At 60.4% G+C, this 25,377-nt stretch carries 28 protein-coding genes; 10 read left to right on the plus strand and 18 right to left on the minus strand.

Translation table 11 applies throughout. The annotated features are described in order from the left end of the window. The first annotated feature begins 21 nt into the window (after positions 1 to 21). Together AC5ZG1_RS14870 and AC5ZG1_RS14875 are read left to right on the plus strand one after the other, a co-directional pair. Positions 22 to 225, plus strand: coding sequence for a DUF1289 domain-containing protein (locus tag AC5ZG1_RS14870; RefSeq protein ID WP_130230239.1), 204 nt, complete (start codon positions 22 to 24; stop codon positions 223 to 225). A 151-nt stretch (positions 226 to 376) separates the two neighbouring features. Continuing rightward, positions 377 to 931, plus strand: a complete 555-nt coding sequence (locus AC5ZG1_RS14875; protein WP_130230241.1) for a TIGR02281 family clan AA aspartic protease — start codon at positions 377 to 379, stop codon at positions 929 to 931. Here the strand turns inward: AC5ZG1_RS14875 and dusA are convergent. Next, a complete protein-coding gene (gene dusA / locus AC5ZG1_RS14880; RefSeq protein ID WP_496133335.1) occupies positions 893 to 1,852 on the minus strand; it encodes a tRNA dihydrouridine(20/20a) synthase DusA in 960 nt (319 codons plus the stop codon). The genes AC5ZG1_RS14875 and dusA overlap by 39 nt on opposite strands. A 171-nt stretch (positions 1,853 to 2,023) precedes the next feature. Here dusA and AC5ZG1_RS14885 point away from each other — a divergent pair, with 171 nt between their 5' ends. From AC5ZG1_RS14885 to AC5ZG1_RS14905, 5 genes are all read left to right on the plus strand, one after another. Beyond that, positions 2,024 to 3,157 (plus strand): site-specific integrase, encoded by a 1,134-nt coding sequence (locus AC5ZG1_RS14885; RefSeq protein ID WP_496133290.1) that lies wholly within the window; start codon positions 2,024 to 2,026, stop codon positions 3,155 to 3,157. Between the two features lie 1,510 nt (positions 3,158 to 4,667). Further along, positions 4,668 to 5,213, plus strand: a complete 546-nt coding sequence (locus AC5ZG1_RS14890; protein WP_496133291.1) for a hypothetical protein — start codon at positions 4,668 to 4,670, stop codon at positions 5,211 to 5,213. Positions 5,214 to 5,237: 24 nt separating this feature from the next. Beyond that, a complete protein-coding gene (locus tag AC5ZG1_RS14895) occupies positions 5,238 to 5,723 on the plus strand; it encodes a hypothetical protein (RefSeq protein WP_496133292.1) in 486 nt (161 codons plus the stop codon). Positions 5,724 to 5,873: 150 nt separating this feature from the next. Next, positions 5,874 to 6,401, plus strand: coding sequence for a hypothetical protein (locus AC5ZG1_RS14900; protein WP_496133293.1), 528 nt, complete (start codon positions 5,874 to 5,876; stop codon positions 6,399 to 6,401). Between the two features lie 19 nt (positions 6,402 to 6,420). Further along, positions 6,421 to 7,008 carry a hypothetical protein gene (locus tag AC5ZG1_RS14905; protein WP_496133294.1) on the plus strand — a complete coding sequence of 196 codons (588 nt, stop codon included), beginning with the start codon at positions 6,421 to 6,423 and terminating at the stop codon, positions 7,006 to 7,008. Positions 7,009 to 7,175: 167 nt separating this feature from the next. On the opposite strand, the gene AC5ZG1_RS14910 is transcribed toward AC5ZG1_RS14905, so the two are convergent. From AC5ZG1_RS14910 to AC5ZG1_RS14955, 10 genes are all read right to left on the minus strand, one after another. Beyond that, positions 7,176 to 8,015, minus strand: coding sequence for a YncE family protein (locus AC5ZG1_RS14910; RefSeq protein ID WP_496133295.1), 840 nt, complete (start codon positions 8,013 to 8,015; stop codon positions 7,176 to 7,178). A gap of 39 nt (positions 8,016 to 8,054) precedes the next feature. Continuing rightward, the gene (chrA, locus tag AC5ZG1_RS14915; RefSeq protein WP_496133296.1) at positions 8,055 to 9,233 is read right to left on the minus strand and encodes a chromate efflux transporter; all 1,179 of its coding nucleotides are present in this window, start codon (positions 9,231 to 9,233) and stop codon (positions 8,055 to 8,057) included. Then, positions 9,230 to 10,510 (minus strand): cytochrome b, encoded by a 1,281-nt coding sequence (locus AC5ZG1_RS14920; protein ID WP_496133297.1) that lies wholly within the window; start codon positions 10,508 to 10,510, stop codon positions 9,230 to 9,232. Before AC5ZG1_RS14920 ends, chrA begins: the two co-directional genes overlap by 4 nt. Positions 10,511 to 10,518: 8 nt before the next feature. Beyond that, a complete protein-coding gene (locus AC5ZG1_RS14925) occupies positions 10,519 to 11,022 on the minus strand; it encodes a hypothetical protein (protein WP_496133298.1) in 504 nt (167 codons plus the stop codon). A gap of 154 nt (positions 11,023 to 11,176) precedes the next feature. Then, the gene (locus AC5ZG1_RS14930) at positions 11,177 to 12,118 is read right to left on the minus strand and encodes a DUF1259 domain-containing protein (RefSeq protein ID WP_496133299.1); all 942 of its coding nucleotides are present in this window, start codon (positions 12,116 to 12,118) and stop codon (positions 11,177 to 11,179) included. Between the two features lie 52 nt (positions 12,119 to 12,170). Continuing rightward, positions 12,171 to 12,509 (minus strand): hypothetical protein, encoded by a 339-nt coding sequence (locus AC5ZG1_RS14935; protein ID WP_496133300.1) that lies wholly within the window; start codon positions 12,507 to 12,509, stop codon positions 12,171 to 12,173. Positions 12,510 to 12,905: 396 nt separating this feature from the next. Beyond that, positions 12,906 to 13,145 (minus strand): hypothetical protein, encoded by a 240-nt coding sequence (locus tag AC5ZG1_RS14940; RefSeq protein ID WP_496133301.1) that lies wholly within the window; start codon positions 13,143 to 13,145, stop codon positions 12,906 to 12,908. Between the two features lie 167 nt (positions 13,146 to 13,312). Further along, positions 13,313 to 13,606, minus strand: a complete 294-nt coding sequence (locus AC5ZG1_RS14945) for a hypothetical protein (protein WP_496133302.1) — start codon at positions 13,604 to 13,606, stop codon at positions 13,313 to 13,315. Between the two features lie 115 nt (positions 13,607 to 13,721). After that, entirely contained in the window at positions 13,722 to 14,294 is a 573-nt protein-coding gene (locus AC5ZG1_RS14950; RefSeq protein WP_496133336.1) for a c-type cytochrome, read from the minus strand. A 68-nt stretch (positions 14,295 to 14,362) separates the two neighbouring features. Continuing rightward, a complete protein-coding gene (locus AC5ZG1_RS14955; RefSeq protein WP_496133303.1) occupies positions 14,363 to 15,130 on the minus strand; it encodes a 3-keto-alpha-glucoside-1,2-lyase-like domain-containing protein in 768 nt (255 codons plus the stop codon). Positions 15,131 to 15,680: 550 nt separating this feature from the next. Here AC5ZG1_RS14955 and AC5ZG1_RS14960 point away from each other — a divergent pair. The 3 genes from AC5ZG1_RS14960 to AC5ZG1_RS14970 all read left to right on the plus strand — a co-directional run bounded on the left by AC5ZG1_RS14960 (position 15,681) and on the right by AC5ZG1_RS14970 (position 18,703). Further along, the gene (locus tag AC5ZG1_RS14960) at positions 15,681 to 16,979 is read left to right on the plus strand and encodes a DUF3182 family protein (RefSeq protein ID WP_496133304.1); all 1,299 of its coding nucleotides are present in this window, start codon (positions 15,681 to 15,683) and stop codon (positions 16,977 to 16,979) included. Between the two features lie 71 nt (positions 16,980 to 17,050). Then, a complete protein-coding gene (locus AC5ZG1_RS14965; RefSeq protein WP_496133305.1) occupies positions 17,051 to 18,340 on the plus strand; it encodes an MFS transporter in 1,290 nt (429 codons plus the stop codon). Between the two features lie 90 nt (positions 18,341 to 18,430). Further along, entirely contained in the window at positions 18,431 to 18,703 is a 273-nt protein-coding gene (locus AC5ZG1_RS14970) for a hypothetical protein (protein WP_496133306.1), read from the plus strand. A 788-nt stretch (positions 18,704 to 19,491) separates the two neighbouring features. On the opposite strand, the gene merP is transcribed toward AC5ZG1_RS14970, so the two are convergent. The 7 genes from merP to AC5ZG1_RS15005 all read right to left on the minus strand — a co-directional run bounded on the left by merP (position 19,492) and on the right by AC5ZG1_RS15005 (position 25,369). Next, on the minus strand, positions 19,492 to 19,773 hold the full coding sequence (gene merP, locus AC5ZG1_RS14975; protein WP_496133307.1) for a mercury resistance system periplasmic binding protein MerP: 282 nt from the start codon (positions 19,771 to 19,773) through the stop codon (positions 19,492 to 19,494). A gap of 11 nt (positions 19,774 to 19,784) precedes the next feature. Continuing rightward, positions 19,785 to 20,168, minus strand: a complete 384-nt coding sequence (locus AC5ZG1_RS14980; RefSeq protein WP_496133308.1) for a mercuric transporter MerT family protein — start codon at positions 20,166 to 20,168, stop codon at positions 19,785 to 19,787. 9 nt (positions 20,169 to 20,177) lie between these two features. After that, complete coding sequence (locus tag AC5ZG1_RS14985) at positions 20,178 to 20,873, minus strand: cytochrome c biogenesis CcdA family protein (RefSeq protein ID WP_496133309.1); 696 nt, start codon at positions 20,871 to 20,873, stop codon at positions 20,178 to 20,180. Further along, complete coding sequence (locus AC5ZG1_RS14990) at positions 20,873 to 21,133, minus strand: thioredoxin family protein (RefSeq protein WP_496133310.1); 261 nt, start codon at positions 21,131 to 21,133, stop codon at positions 20,873 to 20,875. The genes AC5ZG1_RS14985 and AC5ZG1_RS14990 overlap by 1 nt, the downstream gene beginning before the upstream one ends. Positions 21,134 to 21,136: 3 nt before the next feature. After that, positions 21,137 to 21,556: a heavy metal-responsive transcriptional regulator gene (locus AC5ZG1_RS14995; protein ID WP_496133311.1), complete on the minus strand. Its 420-nt coding sequence runs from the start codon at positions 21,554 to 21,556 to the stop codon at positions 21,137 to 21,139. 90 nt (positions 21,557 to 21,646) lie between these two features. After that, a complete protein-coding gene (locus AC5ZG1_RS15000) occupies positions 21,647 to 22,906 on the minus strand; it encodes an MFS transporter (protein WP_496133312.1) in 1,260 nt (419 codons plus the stop codon). A gap of 12 nt (positions 22,907 to 22,918) precedes the next feature. Beyond that, positions 22,919 to 25,369, minus strand: a complete 2,451-nt coding sequence (locus tag AC5ZG1_RS15005; protein ID WP_496133313.1) for a heavy metal translocating P-type ATPase — start codon at positions 25,367 to 25,369, stop codon at positions 22,919 to 22,921. Positions 25,370 to 25,377: the final 8 nt, after the last annotated feature.

A 25,377-nucleotide genomic window follows, 5' to 3' on the forward strand; every position in this document is an offset into this window, starting at 1 on the left:
AAATCGTTTCACTATCGATGGATGAGCACAGAAACGCCGTGTATCGCAGTCTGTATGATCGACCCCAGGACCAAGCTCTGCTTCGGCTGTGGGCGGACGCTGCCGGAGATCGCGCGCTGGCACAAGATGGACAGCGCCGAGCGCCTCGCCGTAATGACGCTATTGCCCGCGCGCATGGCGGAAGCGGGCCTCGAGCGGATAGAGCCGCGCCCGAAGCGCGCCTAGAGCGTGATGACTTTTCTTCGAATCGTCATCCCGCTCTAGCTCTTTGTTTGAGCATGATCTCCGCGCAAACGCTTCGCGTTTGCCGCGAGGGAAAACCGGTGCCCACTTTTCCGGATCATGCTCTGGTGCATTGGACGCGGGAGGCGGTGTCATGAGCCGCATCCTCCTCGTGCTCCTATTGCTGGTTGCGACCGCCGGCGCGGTCGTCGCCTATGGCGATCCCGAGCAGATCGCGCGCGCCAGCCACCAGGTCTCGCACATGCTGCGCGGGAACGTTGTGACCCCCGGCCCCGCCGTGCAGATCCCGCGCGGACAGGGCGGCGAGTTCGCGCTGCGCGCCAAGATCAACGGCGTCAGCGCGCCGATGGTGATCGACACCGGCGCGACCTCGGTGGTGTTGACCTGGGAGACCGCGAAGGCAATCGGGCTGCCGATCGAAATGCTCGAATACAATGTCGATCTCGAAACCGCCGGCGGCCACACCAAGGCAGCACGGCTGACGCTCGATCGCCTCGCCGTCGGTCACCTGGTCGAAAAGTCGATCCCGGCGCTGGTGGTGCCGCGCGGGCAGATGAAGACCAATCTGCTCGGCATGAGCTTCCTGGATCGGCTGGAAAGCTGGGGCGTGCGCGCCGACAAGCTGATGCTGACCGGCTATCCCGACGTGCTAGGCCGCCATCGACGCGGCCGCACGGCTTCCAACTAGCGCGATCGCCTCGCGTAGTACATTCACCCCCGCACCCGGCCTCGTGCCATGCTCGGCGAGATGGCGGCGGAAGGCGCGCGCTCCCGGCACGCCGAAGAACGCGCCGACGAAATGCCGCGTGATCGCATGCAGCCGCGCGCCGCGCGCGAGTTCGCCTTCGATATAGGGGATCATCGCCTCAAACGCGTCCTGCATCGTGGCGTGCGGCGCCGCCTCGCCGAACAGGTCGGGGTCGACCGACAACAAGCGCCACGGCTCCTGATAGGCCGCGCGGCCCAGCATCACGCCATCGACATGCGCCAGGTGCCGCTTCGCCTCGTCGAGACTCGCGATGCCGCCATTGATGATGATGGGAACATGGGGCATGGCGGCTTTCAGCCGATAGACGCGATCATAGTCGAGCGGCGGGATGTCGCGGTTCTCCTTCGGCGAGAGGCCGTTCAGCCAGGCTTTTCGCGCGTGCACGATCAGCGCATCCGCGCCCGCTTCGATCACGCCGCGCGCGAGCGTATCGAGCGCCAGTTCCGGATCCTGGTCGTCGATCCCGATACGGCACTTCACCGTCACCGGAACCTTCACCGCGCGCTTCATCGCCGTGACACCCTCGGCAACGAGCACCGGCTCCGCCATCAGGCAGGCGCCGAACCGGCCATCCTTGACCCGATCGGACGGGCAGCCGACATTGAGGTTGATCTCGTCATAGCCGAAATCCTCGCCGATCTTGGCTGCAGCGGCGAGCTCACGCGGATCGGATCCGCCAAGCTGCAACGCCACCGGATGCTCGCTCGCATCAAACCCGAGCAGCCGCGCGCGATCACCATGAATGACGGCGCCGGTGGTCAGCATCTCCGTATAAAGCCGCGCCCGCCGCGAAAGCTGGCGATGGAAGACGCGACACTGCCGGTCGGTCCAGTCCATCATCGGAGCCACAGAAAAGCGATAGTCTTGCGATTTCAATGATTTACCCTATGCTCTCAATAGGATGAAACACGAACATGTGCACTCCAAACTAGCCGAAATTGCACACGTTTGTACCCGTTTTGACCTCTCAGTGCACACGTAGCGCACACGAATTGGGGAGTGCACACGGCCATGGCCAGCTTCACTCAGTTGCCCTCAGGGAACTGGCGCGTCCAGGTCCGCCGCAAGAACCGGTACGTGTCGGAGACCTTCCGCCGACGCAAGGACGGCGAACACTGGGCGCTCGACATGGAGCGCAATATCGATCGCAGAGGATCATCAAAACCGAAGGCTGCTGCACAGGCTCGAACGTTCGGCGACATCATCGATCTTCATGTCGAAGATATGCATGAAGTTGGCCGCCCTCCCCGCCGCTCCAAGGCGGCTGTCTTGGAGGCGCTGAAAGAGTCCTTGGGGGCAGTGAAGTTGTCCCAGCTCAATCGTGAGCGGCTGATCGAATTCGGTCGAAAGAGGGCGAAGCAAGGTGCCGGGCCGGCGACACTGGCGATCGATTTCTCATTCATCAGAACTGTTGCCACACACGCTGCCGCGGTACACGGCATTGAGGTCTCGGCCGAAGAGGTTCGACTGGCGCGCTTCGCAATGAAGCATTTGGGTCTTGTCGGCAATTCGGAGGAGCGAGACCGACGACCAACCCAGGATGAGCTCGATGAGCTCATCGAATACTTCGAAACCAATCGTCGGCAATTCATCCCGATGGGCCGCATCGTTCGGTACGCTGTGGCGACAACCATGCGGCAGGAAGAGATTTGCCGGCCCGACTGGCCCGATGTGGATATGCAAAAGCGGCTTCTGATTATTCGCGACCGCAAGGATCCTCGGGCCAAGGATGGCAACGATCAGAAGGTCCCGCTTCTCAATCTGACCGGCTACGATGCGTGGGAGATCATGCTCCAGCAGCGCATCATTACTCGGGGCTGGGGTCGTGTATTCCCGTACAACCACCGCTCAGTGAGCGCGGCCTTCACCCGAGCCTGCGATGAGTTGAAGATCGAGGATCTACATTTTCATGATCTGCGCCACGAGGGGACTAGCCGACTTTTTGAAGCGGGGCTCACAATCGAGAAGGTCGCGCTTGTAACCGGTCACAAGGATTGGCGCACGCTGCGGCGTTACACAAAACTGAAGCCAGAAGAACTCCACAAGCTACAATCGGCACCACAGCCATCGTTGGAGGAGTTCATCCAAACGCTCACGACAAATGAGTCTGCGACGGCAACGGTCCGACAACACGCCTCGAGATAGATCCAAGTCCGTGAGTTGCGATCTTATGGTGCGCTCGGAGGTTACTCGGAATTGTTGTAGTTTCAATCTGTTAGGACGGTGGCCCGGCACGTTTGGTGCGATAAAAACGGGTAAGGTACAATTCGATTAGACAATTTTCTTGGGGGCAAAATCAAGGTGGATTCGGCGGGAAAACGTGGAGGAAACCACCCCATTGCTCCCCTCCCCCTTTCCACCGGGAACCGCGGCCGCTCTCCCCGTACGGATGCTGCCGCTCCCTTCCTCGCGACAGCTCCGCGACCCTTCTACGCTCAGCCCAGGCGGTCTTCAGGGCCTCGGTGCGTCGTCCAGGTGCGGAATGCAGATCGAAGCTCGTCACTCGCGCCAGAGCCGTCCAGCGTTAGCACGGGCCTCCGAAGGCGCGGCGCAATGGCCTCCCGGATTTGCTCAGCCGCCGCGCCCGACCCCGGGCAGCGGAAGACTGCACCAAGGACGGCCCCTCCACCGGCCACCGCGCCGGCTTGGGCGAGGAATGCGTGTCGAGCTGACTTGGCAAAAAACGAATTCCCCCGCGTCGGGAAACGTGCTCCGATTTGATCAGAACGACGTCCTGTAGCGCGAAGGGCCTCCAGCCGTGCTCCGGAGCTTTCCGAGGCTTTGCATACTCTGCTTTGTGGTCTCAGGCTGCGCGAGTGGCGGCCCTCACCTCGCGGACGTGCCGCATTGGATGGGCGGATTGCCGCCGGATGTGCCTCCCCGTCCCGGAACGCCCGAATACGATGCCTGGCAGGCTGAGCGGGTTAAGGAGGCCGCGAGGCCGAAGGCCGAGACCACCAGACAGCCGACCCGCTGATCGTCTGCCGCCTCCGCGGCCCCGTAGGGTTGCGGGCTTGCCCTCCACCGTCAGTTGCGTTTGGATCGCAAGGCGTCCGGGGGGAGCATTATGCGAGTTTGTGACGACTATGGCCCTTTGCCAATGTTGGCTACGATCATCGTCACCTTGTTGCTATTCACTTTGGTTTTTGACCCAGCCCACGCAGCTTGCGGCGACAGAGGCGGTCCGGGATACCGCAGCTACTCCGGAAAGTGCGTGGGCTGGGAGGCGCTCGGCCGTGAGTGTGGACAGCCTCCAACATCGAAGTGTACGGCCGAGAATGTCTCTAATGGTTCTGAAGACGCTGCTTCCAAGGGCACCGCAATCCGCTCGATGATGGAGCGCGCGCACAAATCGAAGTCGATGTCCGGAAGCGATGAAATCGGGCGCAAGCCGTAGCTAGGAGCTCACCTAGTCGGAAGGTATTTTCTATGCCGGGCGATATAAAATGGACGTCCTCTTGCCTTCGCCCTGCGGTCGCGGTTGGATGCCGCCTGGTTTGGGGGATTTACATGTTGCAGATTCTTTTCGCCGCAGCGCTGTTAACGCTTGCCGGCTGCTCTTCCACTCCGGCTGATCTTGAAGCCAAAGCCGCGCCCGTGGTCCAAACCTAGCCCTGATTGATGCAGTCAATCTGCGGAGCACCAAAGGGGCGCCATGACCGACGATGATCGATTCGAAAAACAGAAATGGTCACACGAACTTGCGAAGAGGGATGCCGAGCGCGCACATGATGAACACCACGAAGAGTGGTCGAGTAGAAACAAAGCCGCGGTTGATGCGGCGAACTTGGCCTTGCGGTCCGCGATCCTTGTCAACGGCGGCGCCGCGGTCGCGCTATTGGCCTTCGTGGGGAGTTTGGCCGCGCAAGGTCGCGTCGGAAGCATCGACATGGGCGCGATCGCAAATAGCCTCTTGTGGTTTGCCGGCGGTGTTGCGCTCGCAGTCCCAACGACGTTCGCTGCATACGTTGTCAACCTGTTGCAGGCTGACAGCGTCGCGGCAAGGAAGCGAACATGGGACCACCCTTGGGTAAGCCCGACACCTCGATCAGAGAAATTGCTGCGGACCGCGCAAGTCTTTCATGTCTTGGCTGTCCTGATCGGGTTTGCATCATTGGGCTGCTTTGTCGCCGGAATTGTCGACGTGAAGAACGCTGTGACGAAAATCGGCGCCGCGCAGGTTGCGGCACCGCGTCCATGATCGGGCGCGTCCATGGCTTTTAGAATGAAAATCGTGCAGGCGCCGCCAGCGCCATTAAGTAATTGGCAGCTCTGCCTGAGGTTCGCGGGTTATGGGGACGACTACGCCAACGCGGCGATGGCGCTTGGTGACGCCGCTCACTTCTTTAGCGTTCGGTACTATCTCTTTGGTCACGCGTTCGAGCTCATATTGAAGAGCTACATTCTCAGCAAAGGTGAAGACGAACGGAGGATTCGCAGACTCAACCACAGCTTGACGAAGGCGTATCATGAAGCGACCCGGTTAGGCTATATCCCTAGCGACCAGAGACTAGAGACGATCGTCGACTGGCTCGATCCTTTCCACGAAAACCAGGACTTTCGATATGCCAATCTTCCTGGCGTGACTACGATGCCTGGGGCAATCGAGACGCTCGCAGTATTCAGAAGCGCGCACAGCGACATACTTCCGCTCGCCCAAGCATTCTACGCAGAGCATTCTGGTGTACCTCATCCCGGCAGCGGCCAATAAGGGCTTCGCAGCTAGAGGCTCCGGCCCTCCCTCTTGCAGTCCACCGCTGGTTGCGGTTGGATGGAGCTTAGGCAGAGAAATCATGAATCGCGCAGACAGTGCGACGGTCACCCTCGATGCAGTTGTGATCTAGGGGAACGCGCGTTTAAAATGAAGTGGTCGGGCTTCTCGACATCTCACTATGCTGCAATTGTATCGACGCTTGGCTTCCTCGCCAGCGGCGTTTTGGGCCTCTATTTCGCTTGGCAAAGCTACGAGCTGAACGCGCTCAAAGAGCAGCGCGAAATCGCAAACAAGGAGCCTGCTGTCGATCTGCAGATTCTACCAAACCAGTTTGCCAGCAGCGCCGATATGGCGATCTCCGTCATAAATCGAGGTGACATCAACATTGCTCCGCAAGATATGACCGTACTGCATTCGCTTGAGTTTGGAGACTTTTACCTTTCGAGCGGACGACAAGGTGTTGATGAACGCAAATCCTGGCTCAGCTTATCGCCCATGGGATCCATCGCGCCGAAGGCAAGCGGCACCATGAAGGCAAAGGTGTCCGGCGTCACAGACGGAAAATACGATGCATTCAGTTCAGTAGTTGAGCTGGAGTTTGCTATCAGAATTCGGTTTGGCGACAACCAAGATACTGTCAGAACCATCAACATGATTCGACGCGTCAAGCGCTGATCGCAAGCCTGGACTTCGTATGAAAAAACGTTTGCATCACAACGGAGATTACATCTGCGATTTTGAATGCACCGGTGACGAACTCCAGGACGCCATTCGCATAGATCGACTTTTAGAGGAGCGCGGTCTGAAGGCTGTGGTGACGCCGCAACAAACGATATTTCGCCAGGCGAACTCGTTCATGACGACATCGGCTTTGCTGTACGAAAAAATCATCGCGCGCCCGCCTGATGCGGGTGCAGTGGCGCCCTTTGTCGTGAACGCCGCCTTCGCTCTTGAGCTCTACCTTAAGACCCTTGCTCTCCAGCAGGGCAAAACCTTGCGTGGGCATGAACTGGCGAAGCTCTTCAAAAGGCTGCCCGCGAACGCAAAGCAGATACTGGAGCAGGAGTTACACCTCCTGACCAAGAAGAGCGAGTGGGCAGACGGTCAGAGTACTTTGGACGACCTTAGACGAACGGCTGCCGACCTGAATTCAGCGTTCGTCGACTGGCGTTACTTACATGAGAAGCCGCAGATTGGCCTCAAGATCAATTTCAGACCCACCATCTTCCTTGGTGAGGTCCTCCATGCCGCTTGCCAGCCCGGAACTAGCGCGCAACCATGAAAAGGCCGAACGGAGAAAAGGATCTCAAGTATCGGAGCCCATCGTGAACCGTACAGACCGATTTGTTACTGAGATGATCGCACGAGTTATGAATCTCATATCGAGCAGGACATGGCTAATTGCATCGTCCGTCCTGTCGTCGAGCCTTCCCGCGCAGGCAATCGAGGCTATCCTTCGCCGCAACTGGCATAGATACGATCCCGCTTCTCGTCGACGAAGAGATCGTCAATGTCGCCGCAGGTTGGGATGGCCGCTTTCAGTTGCCCATCAGCCATTCCGAACACACCGATCTCGGCCGGGCGGCGAAACGCCACCAGAACCTGCTGGCGGCCGTGATCCAGCGCCATGGCGAAGTTGGCGCTGCGGCCTGACGTCGGCCAGGAGGCAAGCTGCTTCCCAGACGCGCGGTCGATGACGTCGATCTCGTTCTTGTTCGGAACATTGACGAAGATCCGGTCCGAATTCCGGTCGAGCTGGAAGCTTTCGGGGTGCGCACCCAAGGCCGCACTTGCGACCTTCGCGTGGGTCGCGGTGTCGAGCACAGTCACAAACCCATCGCCATGGCCGACAAAGACACGTCCCGCCTTTGCGTCGATACGGACGTTGTCGGCATCGGTGCCCAGCTCGATCCGCCCCCGCGGCGCAAGATCGGCTCCCCCAAAAAACCTGACCGAGCCGTCGCCGGCGTTTGCCACATAGACCGTGCCGGTCGCCGGATCGCACCCGACGCCCTGCGGCTCGCTCAGGTCGCGGATGAAGCGGTCCAGACGTTGGCCTTCGAGATCGACGACCGCGAGCCCATTACTGGCCAGCGCCGCCACAAACAGGCGATGCCGGGCCAGATCGACGGCCATATGGTCGATCCGGCCCTGAACATCAGCGAGCGGGATTTTTGCGTCGAGCCGCAGCGGGGGCGTGTCTGGCAGCGCGGCGGTGGCTCCACAGGTAAGGAAAACGGCCGTAGTCACGACCTGCAGCAGAGCGGTAGATCGGCTAACGCTGATCATGGGCCATCCTTTCCAGGAACGTCGCGCGATCCAAATCCATCATTTGATCATCACCCACGCCGGCTGCAGCCACGGATAGGCAACGAGACCGACGATCGCCGTGGCCGCAATGAGCATCGGATTGCTGACTTTCCAGCGGAACAGAACCGCGAGCGAGACGAGCGCGATTGCAATCGTCAGCCAATCACCGATCGCGATTTTTCCAAGCAGAATGCATGCGCCCAAAATCGTGCCGATCGCCGCCCCGTAGGCACCCTTGACGAACCCCTGCACGTTCGGGTTTCCGCGGTGCCGCCCCAACAGCGGTGCTGCGATTAGCACCAGCAAGAATGACGGCAGGAAAATGCCGACAGTCGAGACAAGCGACCCCCAGAAGCCGGCGACCAGATAACCGACGAAAGTCGCCGTGATGACGACCGGCCCTGGGCTGATCATGCCGATCGCAACAGCTACCAGGAATTCTCTCGCATTGAGCCAACCATATTGCTGGACGAGCCCCTGCTCGAGGAACGGCACGATGACGAGCCCGCTGCCGAAGGTCAGCGAGCCCGCCTTGAGGAAGAACAGCAAAAGCTTTCCCAGAAGTGAGCTGGACGCGCTCGGCGCGAGCTGAGCCAGAACCGGCACAGACGCGATCTCCAGAGCGACCGCCGGCGGACGTCGAAAGATGTTACCGTAATAGAGAATGCCGACAATGCCCGCGCCGATGAACAGCAGCGCGACTTCGGCCTGGAGGATAACGGTGACGGCAAGGCAGACCACGGCGACGCCCCACTGCAGCCAATCTTCCATGCCTAGCTTCGCCAGCCGGTAGCAGGAATGCAGGATCAGCGCGATGACCGCGGGACTTACGCCGTAGAAGATCGCGGTTACCGGTTGGAGATCGCCAAGGTAGACGTAGAGAGCGCCAAGGGCCGCGACGATGACAAAATTCGGAAGGATGAAGGTCCATCCGCCGGCCCATGCCCCCCAAAACCCGCCGCGCAGATAGGAAATATAGATGCCGACCTGGATCGCGAGAGGTCCGGGAAGCGACTGGCAGATCGCGATCGCTTCACGCATCTGTTCCTTGGAAAGCCATTTGCGTTCATCGACCAGCTCGCGTTCCATCTGGCCCACGAGCGCAACCGGACCGCCGAAGCCGAGAAATCCAAGGCGCAAGAAATAGCGCACAAGCTCTCCGATCGGAGCGCGTGTCGGTTCAGTCACGGCTGTCATGAGAGGCTCCTTTTTGCGTCGGGATCGGTGTCATCCACGGCCTGCAGAACGGGCTGACTGATGCTGCCCGGAAGCTGCCGTGGCCGCTCGACCAAGCCGACGACTGGCAGGACCACAAGGAAATGCAGGAAGTAGTACGCCGCGCCGATCCTGCTCAGGATCAACCAGATGCCTTCGGGGGGCGCCTCGCCGGCGAAGGTGAGCAGGACGCAATCAGCAACGAATAGCCAGAAGAGCTGCCGGAAAACCGGCCGGAAGCGCGCCGACCTCACGGCACTGGTGTCGAGCCAGGGCACCAAAAACAAAACCATGATCGAGCCCAGCATGGCCAGCACGCCAAGGAGCTTGTTCGGAACAGATCGCAAAATGGCGTAGTACGGCAGCAGATACCACTCCGGCACAATGTCGGCCGGCGTGGCCCCCGGATTGGCGGGGATGTAATTGTCCGGATTGAGCAGCGCGCCCGGCTCGTAGAACAGAAACCAGCTGTAGACGATCAGGAAGATCATCAGGCCGAAGAGATCCTTGACGGTGTAGTAGGGATGAAATGGAATCGTATCTCCGGGATCGTTGGTATCGATACCGGTCGGGTTGTTGGATCCAAACCGATGCAAGGCGACCAAATGCAGCAGGATGACCGCGACGATCACGAATGGAAGCAGGTAGTGGAGGGCATAGAAGCGCTGGAGCGTTGGATCGCCGACCGTGAAGCCGCCCCACAGCCAGGTGACGATGCTGTCGCCCACGACCGGAATCGCCGAAAACAGGTTGGTGATGACGGTAGCGCCCCAGAAGCTCATCTGACCCCAAGGCAGGGTGTAGCCGAAGAAAGCAGTCGCGATCATCAGCAGCAGGATGACGACGCCCAGTCCCCACAACAGCTCTCGCGGCGCCTTGTACGACCCGTAATAGAGACCGCGAAAGATATGGATATAGACCGCGGCGAAGAACAACGAGGCGCCAGTGGTGTGGATGTATCGGATCAGCCACCCGTAATTCACGTCGCGCATGATATGCTCGACTGAATTGAACGCGCCGGCGGCGGTCGGCGTGAAGTGCATCGCCAGCACGATGCCGGTGACGATCATGATCACGAGCGTGATGCCCGCGAGCGATCCGAAATTCCAGAGATAGGTCAGATTTCTCGGCGTCGGATATGCGTGCAGCTCGTGATGTAGGAACGTGAAGATCGGCAGACGATGGTCAACCCACTGGACGAAGGGGTTTGAAATGCCCTCGCGCCTCGTTGCCTCGCCCGTTGCACCTTCTGCTGACATTTGCACTCCTATCTATGGCGATCGGACGGTGTCTGGAGAATGCCTTCCGTCGGCGAACCTAATCCCGTGGGGGTCAACCGAACGTTTGGTCCGAATATTCCAACCTCGAAACATCCGCCGTCCGGGTTGGGAACATCGATGCAGAGCTCATCGTTTCGAATGAACCATTTGCCGAACAGTTTTCGACCCATGGCGTAGCTCCGAAAGGAGCCGTCGCGTTCGTAAACCTCGCGCCAGTGAACTGCGTCCGTTAATTCCATGCCGGCGAATTTTGCGCGGATTCGCTGACCTGTTAGCTTCTTGTAGTTCGCGGCGGACGTCGCTCCGCTTGCGATTGAGATCGACACCACGATGGCAGCCATACCGATCGTCACGAACGCTTGCAGAGCTTTCCGCTGTGTCGGGCGCGGCTTGGTCATTTGGCTCGGCATGATTTCATACAGATCTGATATTCGCTGTTGCAGGTCGGCCCGGCATAATTTTTCATGCAGGCGCGTTGCTGGTCGGCGCATACTTTGCAGCCATCCTTTTGCTGAGCTTGGCCAGTGTCGGCCATTCCGCAAAGACCAATCAGCACCAGCAATATTAAGCTACATGCGCGCATGTCATTCCTCTTGTGTTGCAACGTCTGATTCCGAACGTCGGCAAGGGTGCGGAGTGACACAATCAGCCTTTGGTGGTCGCCGTCTTGTCGAGAGCTGCGCGAAGGCCATCTGCCAACTTCTTGGCATCGTCATTGGCCCAGAAATGCAGGAAGAACAGCCGTGGCTGCTCGTTGAGCATATGGCTATGGATCGCGGTCACCTCGATTCCGTTTGAGCGCAATGCCCGGATCACAGGATTGACCTCGTCGCCTGTGAGCACGAAATCGCCTGTAATCGCCGCCTTGCCGCTGCCGGTCGGCTGGAAATTGATGGCCTGCGCGACCCCCATCGGTCCGACCGGAGCAATCTCCATTCCGCTTTCGCTGATCGGATCGCGGCGGGGAACGGCAAACTGATAGACGCCGCCATTGTTCTGGCCCTTGGCTCCAATCTTCTGGTCGAGTACGGCGGTGTCGAGATCGATCGCGGGCGGCGAGTTTGCGGCTGATGCCACTAGCGGAGTCTTGCTGACGGCAAGCGCATCATGGATCACGCCTGCCAGTTTGATCGGATCGCCATGGCCACCGACATGCATGTAGAACGTGGCCGGGCTGGCGCGCAGCAGATGATTGTGCACGGCCGCTATTTCCAGGCCACCTTCGATCAGCTTCGCCATCACGGGATTGACTTCGGTTTCCAGCAGCACGAGATCACCCATCACCATGGCTCCGCCATGCATCGGCTTGAACGCGATCCAGCCGCCAAGCGCGAGCGCCGGCTTGATGGTGACGCCGTCCAGCGTCACGGTGAGATCGCTGCGCGGAAAGCCGTAGCGGCGAACGTCCCCGGCGACTGCGGGCTTTCGGCCGAGAGCCTCGTTAACCTTTTGCCAATCCACCTCCTGCGCGTGGGCGCTGGAGATGAATGGTTCGGTGAATATCCGCCAGTCGACCGTTTGGGCGCATGCGGCGGTGGTCACCGAGATTGCGAAAATTGAAATGCAAAGCTTGAGTGTGGTCCTCATCGCATCGTCCTTAACGAACACTTGGTCTCTGTCCTGGCCTGCGCACTTGTCGTCAGTTGCTTCGATGGGCCACGACGATCGCGTCGAGCGTTTCCTGATCCTTGTTGGCGCGCATCCTGATGTTCGCGCCAGACATCCAGACCTCATTGCATTCAAGCAGCGCACTGGTGGGGTTCGAAATGCAGAGCCGGTTGTTGCGAATCGTCCAGGTCCCGGTCCAGGAACTCCCCGCTTCCGAGCTGACCAGCGCTCCATCGGGCCGCAAGAACATCGACCAGTGCGGCCCGTCGGTAATGTCCTTGCCGACAATCCGCGCCCGAATCTGCTTGTCATCAAGCAATTTGAATTGATCGTCGGCGCGGACGGCCAATCCCGACACCAGCGCAGCCATACCCATCGTCCATGCGATGGCGCGCCTAAGCCATGGCAACCTCCTGACGCATGGCGCGGATGGCAACTGGGCGCGCAAAATGCCCGCAGGAGGCGGCGCGCTCAGATCAATGAATTTCTTTGAAGAGATCGGGATAGCGGCAGACATGGTGCGCCCTTGGTGGAAAACCGGACGCGATTCTTGGGCCTGTCGCCTCGTGGGGAGATCGCTTCCCCATAGGCGCAAATAAGTCCGAGAGCGCGAACTTGTCAATGCGGAAGGAACGCGCTCTCTGCAGCGTGATCGGACGATGGCGGCCGAACGGGACACGCTGGAAGGATGGCTGGTGCAAAAGTCGGCTCCTCCGACAATGCCCCCACGGAGGCTTGCGAGCCCGGGGTCCCTACCCGTCTTCAATCAGCTGCAGTGACGGGAATCGCTGAAGTACATGTGGCTGTCGGCCTTCGACCACAGGCCGATACGACCCGACACCGGCTGCGCCAGCGTGTCCTCAAGATAGAGCCTGCCGTCAAGATAGCCCAGAACCTTCGTGCCGTTGATACGAACCTTGAGGTCGTGCCATTGCCGCGTCAGGGTGGGCGTATTTCGCACCCATTTGACCGAGGAGCGTTTGCCCTGTTCGAACTTCCACAGCACGAGATTGTTTTCGAGACAGTTGGCGCGGATGGTCAGGTAGTCGCCATTACCAAGTCCCGTCGTTCGCTGAGATTATATCATTCCGACATCATGCCGAACGCGCGGCGACGTGAGTTGCCGCCGCGCGCCCGCAAGAAAATCACTACCTCATCGACGCAAGACGTCGGTCAGTCATCATCGTCATCATCGGTTGCTCTCAACCTGCCGTTTTGCGCGTTTACGACGACTTTGCTGCTTTGGCCGTCCTTCGATCCGATGGCTTCCATGTATCTTCCATCGCGGACGATCTGCACGTTCGACCAGCCATCGGACTGCAGCTTCTGGCGCACCTGATCCTCGGTGACCGGCTGATCGCCCGCAATGAGCACGGGACCCTGGTTCGGTTCTGCCGTCACCACGGCGACGCCGGTGATACCCGCCAGCGTCAGCCCAGTGGCCGCCCAGATCAATTTTCGATTCATCGAGCTTCTCCTTTTCGTCGAGACTACGAATGCCCCAAATCGAACACATCTGCGGTCGTATCAGTCGCGCCAGGATTAAATTCAGGTTTGGCGACTCGAAACGTGTAGCCTTCCATCAGAACCGCGCGAGGTAGTGGGCCAGCGCCGAGATGTCCTGCTCGCTTAGCGGGTAGGCAACCTCGGCCATGGCCGCGACACCACCGCCCGATCGGGCACCGGATTTGTAATCGTGCAGCGCCTTGGCGATGTACTCTTCGCGTTGTCGGCCAATCCGAGCGGTAGCCTTGCTGCCGGCGAAATCGTCGCCGTGGCAGGAGGCGCATCGTCCAGCCGCAGCCGCGTTCTTTCCGGCCTCGGTCAGTTGCGGCTGGTTATCCGGCCCTCTGTCCCGCGAATGGTCGGAAGGTTTGAGCGAGGCAAAGTAGGCGCCGAGATCGCGAATGTCGTCGTTGTTGAGCTGCTCGGCGATCGGGCTCATGACCTCGTTCTTGCGGGCACCGCTGCGAAAGAACACCAACTGCCACTGGATGAACGCATCCGGTTGCCCGGCCAGCGAAGGCGTGCTCTCGATTTCTGAAACGCCGTTGTCGCCGTGGCAGCCGACGCAGCCTTCGGCCTTCACCTTGCCGGCGCCTACATCTGCAGCACCCGCGCTGACGTTAGCGAAGGCCCACACAGTGAGAGCCATAGCCACCAAAATGCACCGACGGGCATGTTTCCGGGGCCTAACAGGCCCCCGTTGATTGTTCGCGAAGATCACTCGTCCGCTCCATCCCTATCCTGCTCTTCCCTCGTGCCCCGCAGGTCCTGGTTGTTTGCGTAGGCGTGCGGTGAAATCTCAATTTGACTGAAGCGGGTGACGTCGTCCCGTTCGGTCCATATTCCGAACTGTCCATTTGCGGGCTTGCTGTAGTCGAAAGCTGTCAGCACCCACTGGCCATCCAGCGAAATCTTGAAGCTGTTGCCGTTGACGACCACTTCCAGGCTTTGCCAATGGTTCGGCGTGACGTCCGCGTCGACATTTGCAATCTCTTCAGACATTCCGTCGACGACATGGAGAAGCGACAGGCGCTGCTCAAACCCGCTGGCACGCACAAGGTAGTAGTCATTCGGACTGGTCACCCGAACGGCTATGCCCGCGCTGGGCATCGACCCGTCGATCAGCTTGAACTGCGCGCTGATCTTGCCATTCACCGCCCATAGCGGCTTGTAGATCGCCAGAGACGGCCGCGCCGTGCGATTAGCGCCAGACTGTTGGATCGAGACGCCGTTGTCTGTAGTGGCTTCGCGCACGATGGTCCAATGATTGGAATCGGGCTCGCCTGCGCGCCAGAATGCGAAATCCTGCGGGGCGCTACCGACTGGCTGGCGCGACAGATCGATGGCCTGGGACGCTGAAACGCGTGAAGCGATCAGGCCAATGGTCACCGTCAGCGCAGCCGCAATCCAGTGACGATGCGCTATACCTGAAGCGCGCCAATCACGCGGAATACGTCCTGGGAGGCAAAAGCTAACGGCGCGCATGCTGCGTCCTTCACGAAAAACCGGACGCGATTCTTGGGCATGTCGCCTCGTGGGGAGATCGCTTCCCCAAGGCTGCAGCTATCAGCAGGTGAGGCCCGCGTGTCAATTGAAACCTTCCCCACCAAGATGGAGCGAGCCATCATACTTCTGTGAATGGACTCGTCCAGCGGCAAGCCTCCGAACGAACGCGACATCGCGTCCGGCGCAACCGCTGAATTCAAGTCAACATCGAGCTCGTTCATATCGCCACCGCGAGAAGCTCGTTACGAACCCGTAATGAAAATGCGTCTCCTTGCATGAGGCGCTCATCACGCTTGGATCGCACGAAATTCATTCGAAACGTTTCGCGGCTCGGCGAACAGTGCCCTCACAGCATTCAGCAGTGACGCTGGATCTGTTCAAAAAAATGTAGCGTCAACAAGTCCGACTTGGCCACTTGCGCCCGGCCCAATGCGCTCCCAACTCAGCGCTCACGGGAAAAGGCAGACTCCCGTTTAGACGAGTGCCGTCCAAGCTCTGCGCAATGCTCGACCTCTCGAGGAGATTGCGCATGGACGGAAATCCGTTTGGACTGCGATCCCTACCGGCTGCGGCCGCTCCTTCGCGGCCCTCTCGGCCCCCAGCCGGCACCGCGCTCGCGAAAAGCGATGCCGCGGCCAAAGGCCAACCCTCGTGTGCGGAGCGGTGGACCAATTCGGACGGTGTGGTGGTCGTCTACTTCTCCCGCCTGGGAGGGCCCATGTACGCCCATGAGAGAGCTACCCTATCGATCGTTGCCGAGGCGATTGCTGAGATCAAAGGCGCCAAGTTTGCGGGTCTCTACGACGACGCCAAGAGGTATCCGGGAAATGTGTTCTTCGTTCCCGACGATACATTGGTGCTGGACGAGGCATCGTGCCTCGGCATTCGCCTTCCCACCGATCTCTTCGGCGCTGTCGTCCCCTATCCTTTCGCGAAAACCAAGGCAATCACCCATCAGCTCGTCGATCCCAGCGCGGATCGACCGGAAGGCTGGTCTTCTGGCTATGCGGAATCGGTCCAGGACGTCGTGTTGCCGGGTTACACCGTCTTCAGCGTGGACGACGCCCGGACCGCGGCAGGACGTCTCTTGAGCTCAGGGCCGATCCGGATAAAAGAGCCGCTCGCGGCCGGAGGCGCAGGCCACGCCGTTGCCACGACAACCGCTGAAGTCGAAGCATTCCTCGAGGCGTTTCCCGAGCCCGCGATCGCCGCCCACGGACTGGTGGTCGAGTCGAACCTCCGTGACGTCACGACGGTCAGTATCGGGCAGATCACGATCGATGATATGACGATCGCCTATCACGGCAAGCAGAGGGTTGCGACGAACAATGCAGGATGCCGAGTTTATGGCGGCTCCGCTCTGGTCTGCGTGCGCGGTGGCTGGGAGGCGCTGGCGCGGCTGCCGATGCCCGGCGCGGTCTGCCTCGCTGCCGCTCAGGCCAAACGGTACGAGGATGCCATGCGTGAGTATCCGGGCTTCATGGTTTCGCGCCGAAACTACGATGTTGCTCAGGGGCTCGACGGCAAAGGCCGGAGACGATCAGGCGTTCTGGAAGCGTCGTGGCGCTCGGGCGGAGCCAGCACTGCCGAGCTCGCAGCGCTGAGGGAATTTGCGCGGGACCCCTCGCTGCAAGTCGTCGAAGCGCGTGCCGTGAAACTCTTTGGCAAGGGACACCAAGCGCCCCGAAACGCCGTCGTACATTATCGAGGCGATGATCCTGAAGACGGCCCCATCACCCGATACACGATGGTCACGCGAAAATTGCAAGGGAACGATGCTGGCTACTGCAGACGCGCCGCGATGCTCGAAGCAAGGTTGGACTTCTAGCCTATGCGTGATCCGAGCGTTCGCCCCGTGACCATGTACGCCATGCCGACCGCGGATTCGTGGGTCGGCCGGTGAAGCGCACTTTTCGTTCGCTGAACAGCTTTAACTACCGCGCGTGGGCCGGCGGGGCGCTGGTCTCGAATGTGGGAACATGGATGCAGCGCACCGCCCAGGACTGGCTCGTGCTCACTCACCTGACCCATGGGAATGCGGCCGCTGTCGGTGTGGTGATGGCGCTCCAGTTCGGACCCCAGGCCCTTTTGCTGCCAGTGAACGGGTTTGCGGCCGATCGTCTGGACCGGCGAAAGCTTCTGCTCGGCACCCAGGCGGCGATGGGAGTGCTCGCTCTTGGGCTGGGCATCCTCACCGTCGCAGGCATCGTCCGCTTGTGGCATGTGTACGCCTTTGCGCTTCTGCTCGGCTGTGTAGCGGCATTCGATTCGCCGGCGCGCCATACCTTCGTGTCGGAGCTGGTCGGGGAAGCTGATCTGTCGAACGCGGTGGCACTGAATTCCACCTCGTTCAACGTGGCACGGATGATTGGCCCGGCCATAGCTGGTATCCTCATCGCTACCGCGGGCTCCGGCTGGGTGTTCCTGATCAGCGCCGCCTCATTTGCCGCCGTGCTCTGCGCGCTGGCGCTCCTTCGCGTCGATGAGCTTCATCCGAGGGATCGAGCCCTCCGGGCCCGCGGGAGCCTCGCCGAGGGTTTTCGCTACGTGTGGAAGAGACCCGATCTAAAAGCCGTGCTTGTCATGTTATTTTTGATCGGCACGTTCGGACTGAATTTTCCAATCTTCATCTCCACCATGTCTGCCACCGTCTTCCACGCCGGAGCAGGCCAATACGGGCTCCTGACTTCGATCATGGCGGTCGGATCGGTCGCGGGCGCGCTCGTCGCTGCCAGGCGGGAAGAACCCAGCATGCCGCTTTTGCTCGGTGCCGCGGCGACTTTCGGGCTCGGCTGCGCGCTGGCCGCGATCGTGCCCAACCGCTGGCTCTTCGGGTTCGCCCTCCTCGTTATCGGGGTGTCCTCCCAGACCTTCACCATCTCGACGAACAGCTTGGTGCAACTGTCGACCGGGCCCGTCATGCGCGGGCGTGTGATGGCGATCCACCTCGCCATAGCGTTGGGCGGCGCCCCCATTGGCGGGCCGATCGTCGGTTGGATTGCTGATCGGTTTGGCCCGCGCTGGGCGCTCAGCGTCGGCGCCGCCGCGGGCCTGGCCGCGGCGATGGTGGCGATCTGCTACGTCACGAAGTACGGTCAGCCGCGCGTGCGCGTCGACCCTGAACGCCTTCGCTTCCGTCGGCCTGAAAATTCCGCCTGCGATGCTCGCCCGAGCCGACCAGGCGACTGAAAACGAGCCAATGGCCCAACAGGGAATAGGCAACACCCGGACCCTAACTCATCCCTATCACAAGTTAAGGCGCGCGGATGGCGCTTCCATTTGAATCGTGTTGTGTTCCGCCTGAATGATCCCTGCTCTTCGGAAGAGTCTTACGCGATCGGAGCGCCCGCGTCGGGCTCTGAAGCGGTAGTTGACAGCATACTGCTTGGCTATGCCGGAGCCCAAGCTCCAGAAGGCATCTGGCTTGCTCTGAGCAGGATCGGCACCGCCTATTATTTCGTCCACTTCTTCGTTGTCCTGCTGGTCGTCGGCGTGCTTGAACGACCACTCCCGCTTCCGTTCAGCATCAGCAAGCCTGCTCTTTCGGGATGACTCCAGTCCGTCGGTTCCAATTGTTGCTTTGCAGAAGCGGAAACGGCCTTGTTTTCCGAACAAAGCTCGCAACGCGGAGTTAATGCATTGTTCGAAAGAGGAGAAAGCCTATGAAGAGCCCCGCATTGTTGTCAGCTAGTGCGCTGCTTCTCGCGTTCGTTGGGAACGGAATTGCGACTCCCGCTCAAGCCCAATCCGCCCCAGTTCAAACCGAACAAACGCCTCAGCAGTCAGACCAGTCCCGTGAGCAGGATCGCAGCCGTGCTGAAGACGTCAGAATCGGGCGCGATTGGAAGGCTCAGGGAGGCGATGACAATCACGCTGGGACTGCTGCCACAGATCCGGAACACCAAACGATAGGCCGCGACTGGCGCGCGCGTCCGGATGATCGCGACTACTAGACTATCGACGCAAAGCCGGTAGCGCCTGGTGTTGCGGGCGTCGTTTTCAAAAAGGAGAGCGGAAAGCCGAAGCTCACGCCGACACGAATCTCGTTGATGAGATGCCCATTGTAAGCGCGTGGCGTATGGCGACATCAAAGCTTAGATTATCACGTACCGGCCCAAATTGGACGGGCGGGTAAGTCCCTTCGACAAAGGACCGTCTTGAGACCTCTTTAGGGTCTGTACTTATTAAAGGCGCAGATGTCGGCCTAAGTCAGAAACCTTCTGCTCGATCAGAGTATTTCCGGTTTTGGACCCTTAAGCGACCTTAACGAGACTCCGAATTGGCGCCCGGCGCGGCCAACCGTCTCAACTCAGGGGGGACAATCCCTGCTAATCGTTGACTCAGCCCTTCACTTCTGACGGAAACCCCGCCTTCGTGGTGGCGGTCGTCAAATCGTTGACGCTGGCTTTCGCATCATCGAAGACGACGACGGCAGTCTTGTCTTTGAATGAGACGGTGACGTTCGATACGCCGGCGACCTGTGTGAGCGTCTTTTTCACCATGTAGGGGCAAGCCTCGCAATACATCCCGTCAACGGTCAAAGTGACCGTACGCTCCGCAGCGAAAGCGGCCTGCGAAGACGCGAGGAGACCAACGACTAGCGAAATGAGAAGCTTGGACATGGGGTTCTCCATTACGTGTCGAGCAAGGGGATGAAAAGCTTGAAGCCGAGCGCAAGTCCAACGAGGACGGTCGACAAAACCAGTGCGCCCTTAACGAACCTGCCTGCCGCCGAGGGTTTACAAGCTTGATCGGGTGTCCATGGGACGCGGCCCGAGCGGTACACAAGCCAGTAGCCACAGCCGAGACATGCGACCGCCGCAGCAATGAAATAGGGCTGAAACGGTGCGAGCCGCACGAGAGTGCCGATCCAGGCGCCGCTTGCTCCGAGCGTGAACAGAACCAGGGGCAGCATGCAACATGACGATGTTGCAACCGCGGCAATGACACTTCCGATGGCGGCAACGCCGCGCGCCAACCCTACATCTCGCGACCGCCTGATCAATTCAATCGCCATGGCTTGGGCTCATACCGCCAATTCAGGGATCCAGATATAGACTGCGTTCAGCATGTAGAGCCCCATCACAATCAGCGTGAGGCCGCCGGCGATCTCGAAACCGCGACGAAAACGGGCGAGGCCCTTTAGATTCTCGAGCCAGCCAACCGCGAAGGCGCCAAGCGCGATCGGAATCGCACGACCGAGGGCGAACGCGAGCAGCAAAGCGACACCAAGCACGACGGAGCCGAGCCCTGCCGTCACTCCAAGCAGCACAATCAATGCCGGCGTGCATACTGGACAGACCGCAACGGCAAACGGGATCCCGAGCAGAAAGGCGCCCGAAGCAGCCGCCGGACGGCTTGCGCGGAAGCCGAACGACGGCAATGGAATGCGGAGCCATCCCGCCCACATCAGGCCCAGGACGATCAAGAGAGGCCCTAGAAAGAGCCCCCATCCTCTTCCGGTCAGGTCGGCAGCCCACTTTCCGCCCAGGCCGGCCACGAAGCCAAGAAAGACATGGGTGACGATCATGCCTAAAATAAACATCGAGCCGAACATCAGCGCTTGGCCTTTGTCCCGGCCCTTGGTCACGTAAGCAAGCGAAACCGGGATTGATGCCAGGGCAACCGGATTGAAGCTGAACGCAAGCCCGGCAACAAAAGCCACACCGATCGCGGCCAAGCCTGCGTGCTCCAGTGCTGCCCGCAGCGCCTCCGCGTCCATCACTTGCTCGCTCCGCTTCGTTCGAGCAGTTCTTTGCGGAGCTGGGCTCTTGTTGGCAAGGAGGTGAAAACGACCTCGCCGTTGATCACGATCGCTGGGAGCGTGATGACACCTAACTCGACGGCAGCATCCACATTGTTCAAGACGTTTACATCGCGCCACTCGAGGTCCTTAACCGCGTCTTGTGCCGCCGCGCGAAGCTCGGCCTGTCGATCCTCACAGGCGGCGCAGCCAGGACTATAGAACATCTCCACCTTCATGGCTCACTGCATCCTTTTCGAACCGTTCGCCCGTTCCAGCGCGGCGATGATCGTGCATTCTTGGACCGGCCGTTTCTCGTTCGCGCACTCAGAGATCAGTTGATCGAGAGCCTTCGACATCGCTTTCATTGCCCGCATCTTGCTTTCGATTTGCAGCTTCTTTTCGATGGCTCGCGTGCGAACGTCCCCGCAACAGGCCTTGTCACGACTGCGCACGTCGAGAAGATCCCGAATTTCGGCCAGCGTGAACCCGCACTGTTGAGCGTGCTTGATGAAGTGGATGCGCCGGACAGAAGCGTGGTCGTACAAGCGGTATCCACCAGGGCTCTTTCCCGCTGGACTGATTAGTCCTTCCTCCTCGTAGTAGCGGAGGGTGTCATTGCTGACGCTTGTCAGGCCAGCCAATTTCCCGATCGTGATCATGCTGTATCTCTTTGAGGCTAGTTTGAACCCTGGAGTATACTCCAGGGTCAATCTCCAGAGAGGCCTTTTCGGCCTTCCAAGCGCCAAGTATCAGGATCGTGAAACCGGCTGCGCGTGTGGAGTTTTGGGAGGTGGAACCGCTCGGGAGGGGGCCTCGGAACGAAACAAAGCAAAGGACAGCAGGGCGAGGCCCAATTCAACGACGGCGAACACTCCAAGCGCGAGCCCGAAGCCGAAACGAAGCAACTCGCCGAAGATGAGGCTCCCGAGGCCGAAGCCGACGAACAGCGTGAAGACATTCAAGCCCATCGCCTGTCCGGCCCGTTTGCCGCCAAGCGATGTCACGATTCCTGCGAAGAGCGGCTGGGTCATGTCGTAGCCAAGCGACAGGACCATCGCGACGACAGGCGCGAGGAGTGCGGGAAATCCGACGACGAGAGCCGCTGCCGAGAAGGCGCTGAGCAGGAGCCCGATGGGGAGCAATCGGGCACGACCCCAGCGGTCGGCAGCCCGGCCAATGATCGGTCCAAAGAGGAAGCCCGGCACACCGTAGCCCAGGAGCGCCAACCCGATTCCGACGGACCCAAGGCCATATCGCCTCTCGAAGTAAACGCCAAGCCACGTGAAGACGCCGGAGTGGAAGATGGAATTGACGAGGACATAGCCGTAGGTGCGCTGCCCGCGCGGCGTGCCGAGCAATTCCCGGTAGCCATTAAAGAGATCGCGCAACGTGCCCGTTACTGGCAAAGCCGTGTTGGCCATCACAGCTCGATAGGGCAGAAGGACCAGGAACAGCACCGCACCGGCCGCACCCACGACGAGGAATAGGCCTTGCCACCCCACGAAGGGCACGATCATCGCACCCAGAGGTGACCCGAACGCCATGCCGCCGGCCATTGCGCCAAACAGCCAGCCGAGCGGCCGGCCGCGCTGTTCGTAGGGATACAGCCGCCCCACCAGGGCCAGCGCAAGCGGAACGACGCCACTCGCACCGATCCCGGTCAGCAGCCGCCACATCGCAAGCTGCTCAATGGACTGGGCCGTCGCAGTCAGCATAGTGAGCACGGAGAAGGCAGCCAGCGAGGCGAACATCACGCGATGAATGCCGATCCGATCCGCGAGCAGCCCATAAGCCAGGGTCGAGATGCCGTAGGGGATCAGATATGCCGGCACGATGAGACCGACCGTTTCGATCGACGTTCCGAACACCTTCGACAATGCCGGTATGATCGGCGCCACCATATAGGCTTGGAAGAAGATGATGAAGGTCGCTAAAGCGAGCGTCCGAAGCAGGCGCTCGCGCTTGTGGTCATCGAGCGCGCTCGGCGCCGTTTGCTGAACTTCCGTCATGTCTTTCCTTGGTTAGGCGGCCTGGACTGACGCGGGCATGATTGGCTGCCCGACGCTGCTGATGGCATCGAAGAAGAGCCGCGGAGTTCCCCAAAGAGAATTGAAGAAGATCGCCGTGACACTGACCGCCATCGCCACCATCGCCCAGATCGGGTTGATCAGGCCGGTCGCCGCGATGGGGATGCCAGCACCATTGAACAGGAATGCGAGCGCCACGTTCTGGACCATCTTGCGGTAGCTGCGGCTGCTGATTTCGCGGGCCTCCGCGAGCGCATTCAATCGATTCGAGAGGATGATGATGTCGGCCGCTTCGATCGCAATATCGGTTCCGCCACCCATCGCGATACCGACGTCGGCCTGCATGAGCGCCGGAGCATCGTTGATGCCATCGCCGACCATCGCCACCCGACTTCTGCTTTGAAGCTGGCGCACGATGCCAGCCTTGTCCTGCGGCAATATGCCGGCGTGGACCTCGTTGACACCGACTTCGCGAGCGACCCATCGCGCCGCACGTTCGTTGTCACCGGTCACGAGGACTGTCCTGAGGCCCGCCTCATGCAGGGTGGCCACGGCCTGGACCGCATCTCCTCGGAGCGTATCGCCGAGGGCAATGATGCCCAAGGCTCGCCCGTTTCGCGCCACACCGATCACCGTCAGCCCCTTCGCCTCAAGAGCTTCGACATTTGTACTGACCTGACTGAGGTCGACTCCTTGATCCGCGAGGAAACGCGGATTGCCGACCACAACCTCGCGATCGCCAATTCGGGCAGTGACGCCCTTTCCCGGCAAGGCCTCAAAGGTTTCGATGTCCGGCGGAGTCACGCCGCGCTCAAAAGCAGCCGCTACCACCGCCTGGGCGAGCGGATGCTCTGAAGAGGCCTCGGCAGCCGCCGCCAAGGCGAGCAGTTCAGATTCAACCGCGCCAAAGGCCTTGACCTCTCGTACGACCGGGCGTCCTTCCGTCAAGGTACCGGTCTTGTCGAGCACGATCTGCTGCACAAGGCGAAAGCCCTGGAAAGCTTCGCCGGTTCGCATCAGGATGCCGCGCTCTGCGGCTAGGCCGGCGCCGCGCACGATGGAGAGCGGCGCAGAAATGCCGACCGCGCAAGGATAGCCCATAACTAGGACGCTGAGACCTGCGAAGACGGCCCGCTCGATGTCGGGATGCCCGCTGGCAAGCCATGAACCGACCAGCCAGCCGATGACAGCAACTGCCGCCACGCCGAGAACGGTGGGCGTGTAAATGCGCAGCACCCGGTCAACGAGATGCAGAATGCCGGGTTTGAGCGCCCGCGCGTCTTCCACGTGCCGGATCACTTGACTGAGGAAACTACCCTCGCCAACAGCCGCGATCTTCACCAGCAGCGTGCCGGTGCCATTGATCGAGCCGCCGATCACGGTAGCCCCTTCCGTCTTTTCGATCGGGATCGACTCGCCGGTTACCAGCGATTGGTCGACGCCGGACTGTCCACTGACCACGACGCCGTCACCAGGAATGCGCTCGCCGGGGCGAACCCGCACGAGATCGCCGATGCGGACCTCCTCGATCGGCAATTCGACCTCTTTGCCATCACGAACAACGCGAGCGGTCTCCGGCTGTAGATCAAGGAGCCGCTTGACGGCTTGGGAGCTGCGCGTTTTCACGATGAGCGACAGCCATTCCGAAAAAATGTGGTAGGTGCCGACCATTACCGAGACGGCAAAGAACGGTGCCGTCGGGTAGTCCGGCCGATTGAGCACGAGGCCGATGATGCCGCCCGCAATGCCCGCGAACGCGCCGATCTCGAGCAGCACATGTTGGTTGAGAATGCCGCGCCGGAACGCCTGAACGGCCATGTGAAGAATGTGCCTCCCGACCCCGAAGACGAGCGCCAGGGCGAGGGCAAAGGTCAACCATGGAGCGGCGGTGACCAGATATCCGTGCAAGTTGAGATACAGTAGCGTCAACGCCATCACCGCCAGACCGATGAAGCTCGCTGTCGCGACCCAAAATCCGGTCGATCTCAGGACCAGAAAAACAAAAGCGCCGAGGCTCAGGCACACCAGGGCCGGAAGGAAGCCAATCCAGCCTATCGACTGATTGGCAATGATCGGGATCGAGGCGACGCTCAGCACCACGGCGAAAACGAAGCGTCGTGCCTCGTTCACAAGATCACGCTCTTCCTCTTCGTATGGCCTGAGCTTGCGGGGATCGGAGATGGTGTATCCGATGTCGCGCAGCGTCTGCAGAAACACCTCCGGGCGGGCAATGGCCGGATCGTATTCGACCAGCGCCTGCTCATGGGTCAAGCTGACGGCCACCTTATCGACACCGGGTAGCCGCCCGAGTGCTTTCTCGATGGTGCCGGTGCAGAGGGAGCAATGCAGCCCGCCGATGCGAGCACGAATCTTCCGGCGATTTGGCCGCGCCGAGGGCTCTTCGCTCCACGGCAAGAAGGTGGCAGTTCCTGTCGCGACAGTCATTCCAATCT

It is taken from the genome of Bradyrhizobium sp. Leo78 (genome assembly GCF_059512425.1).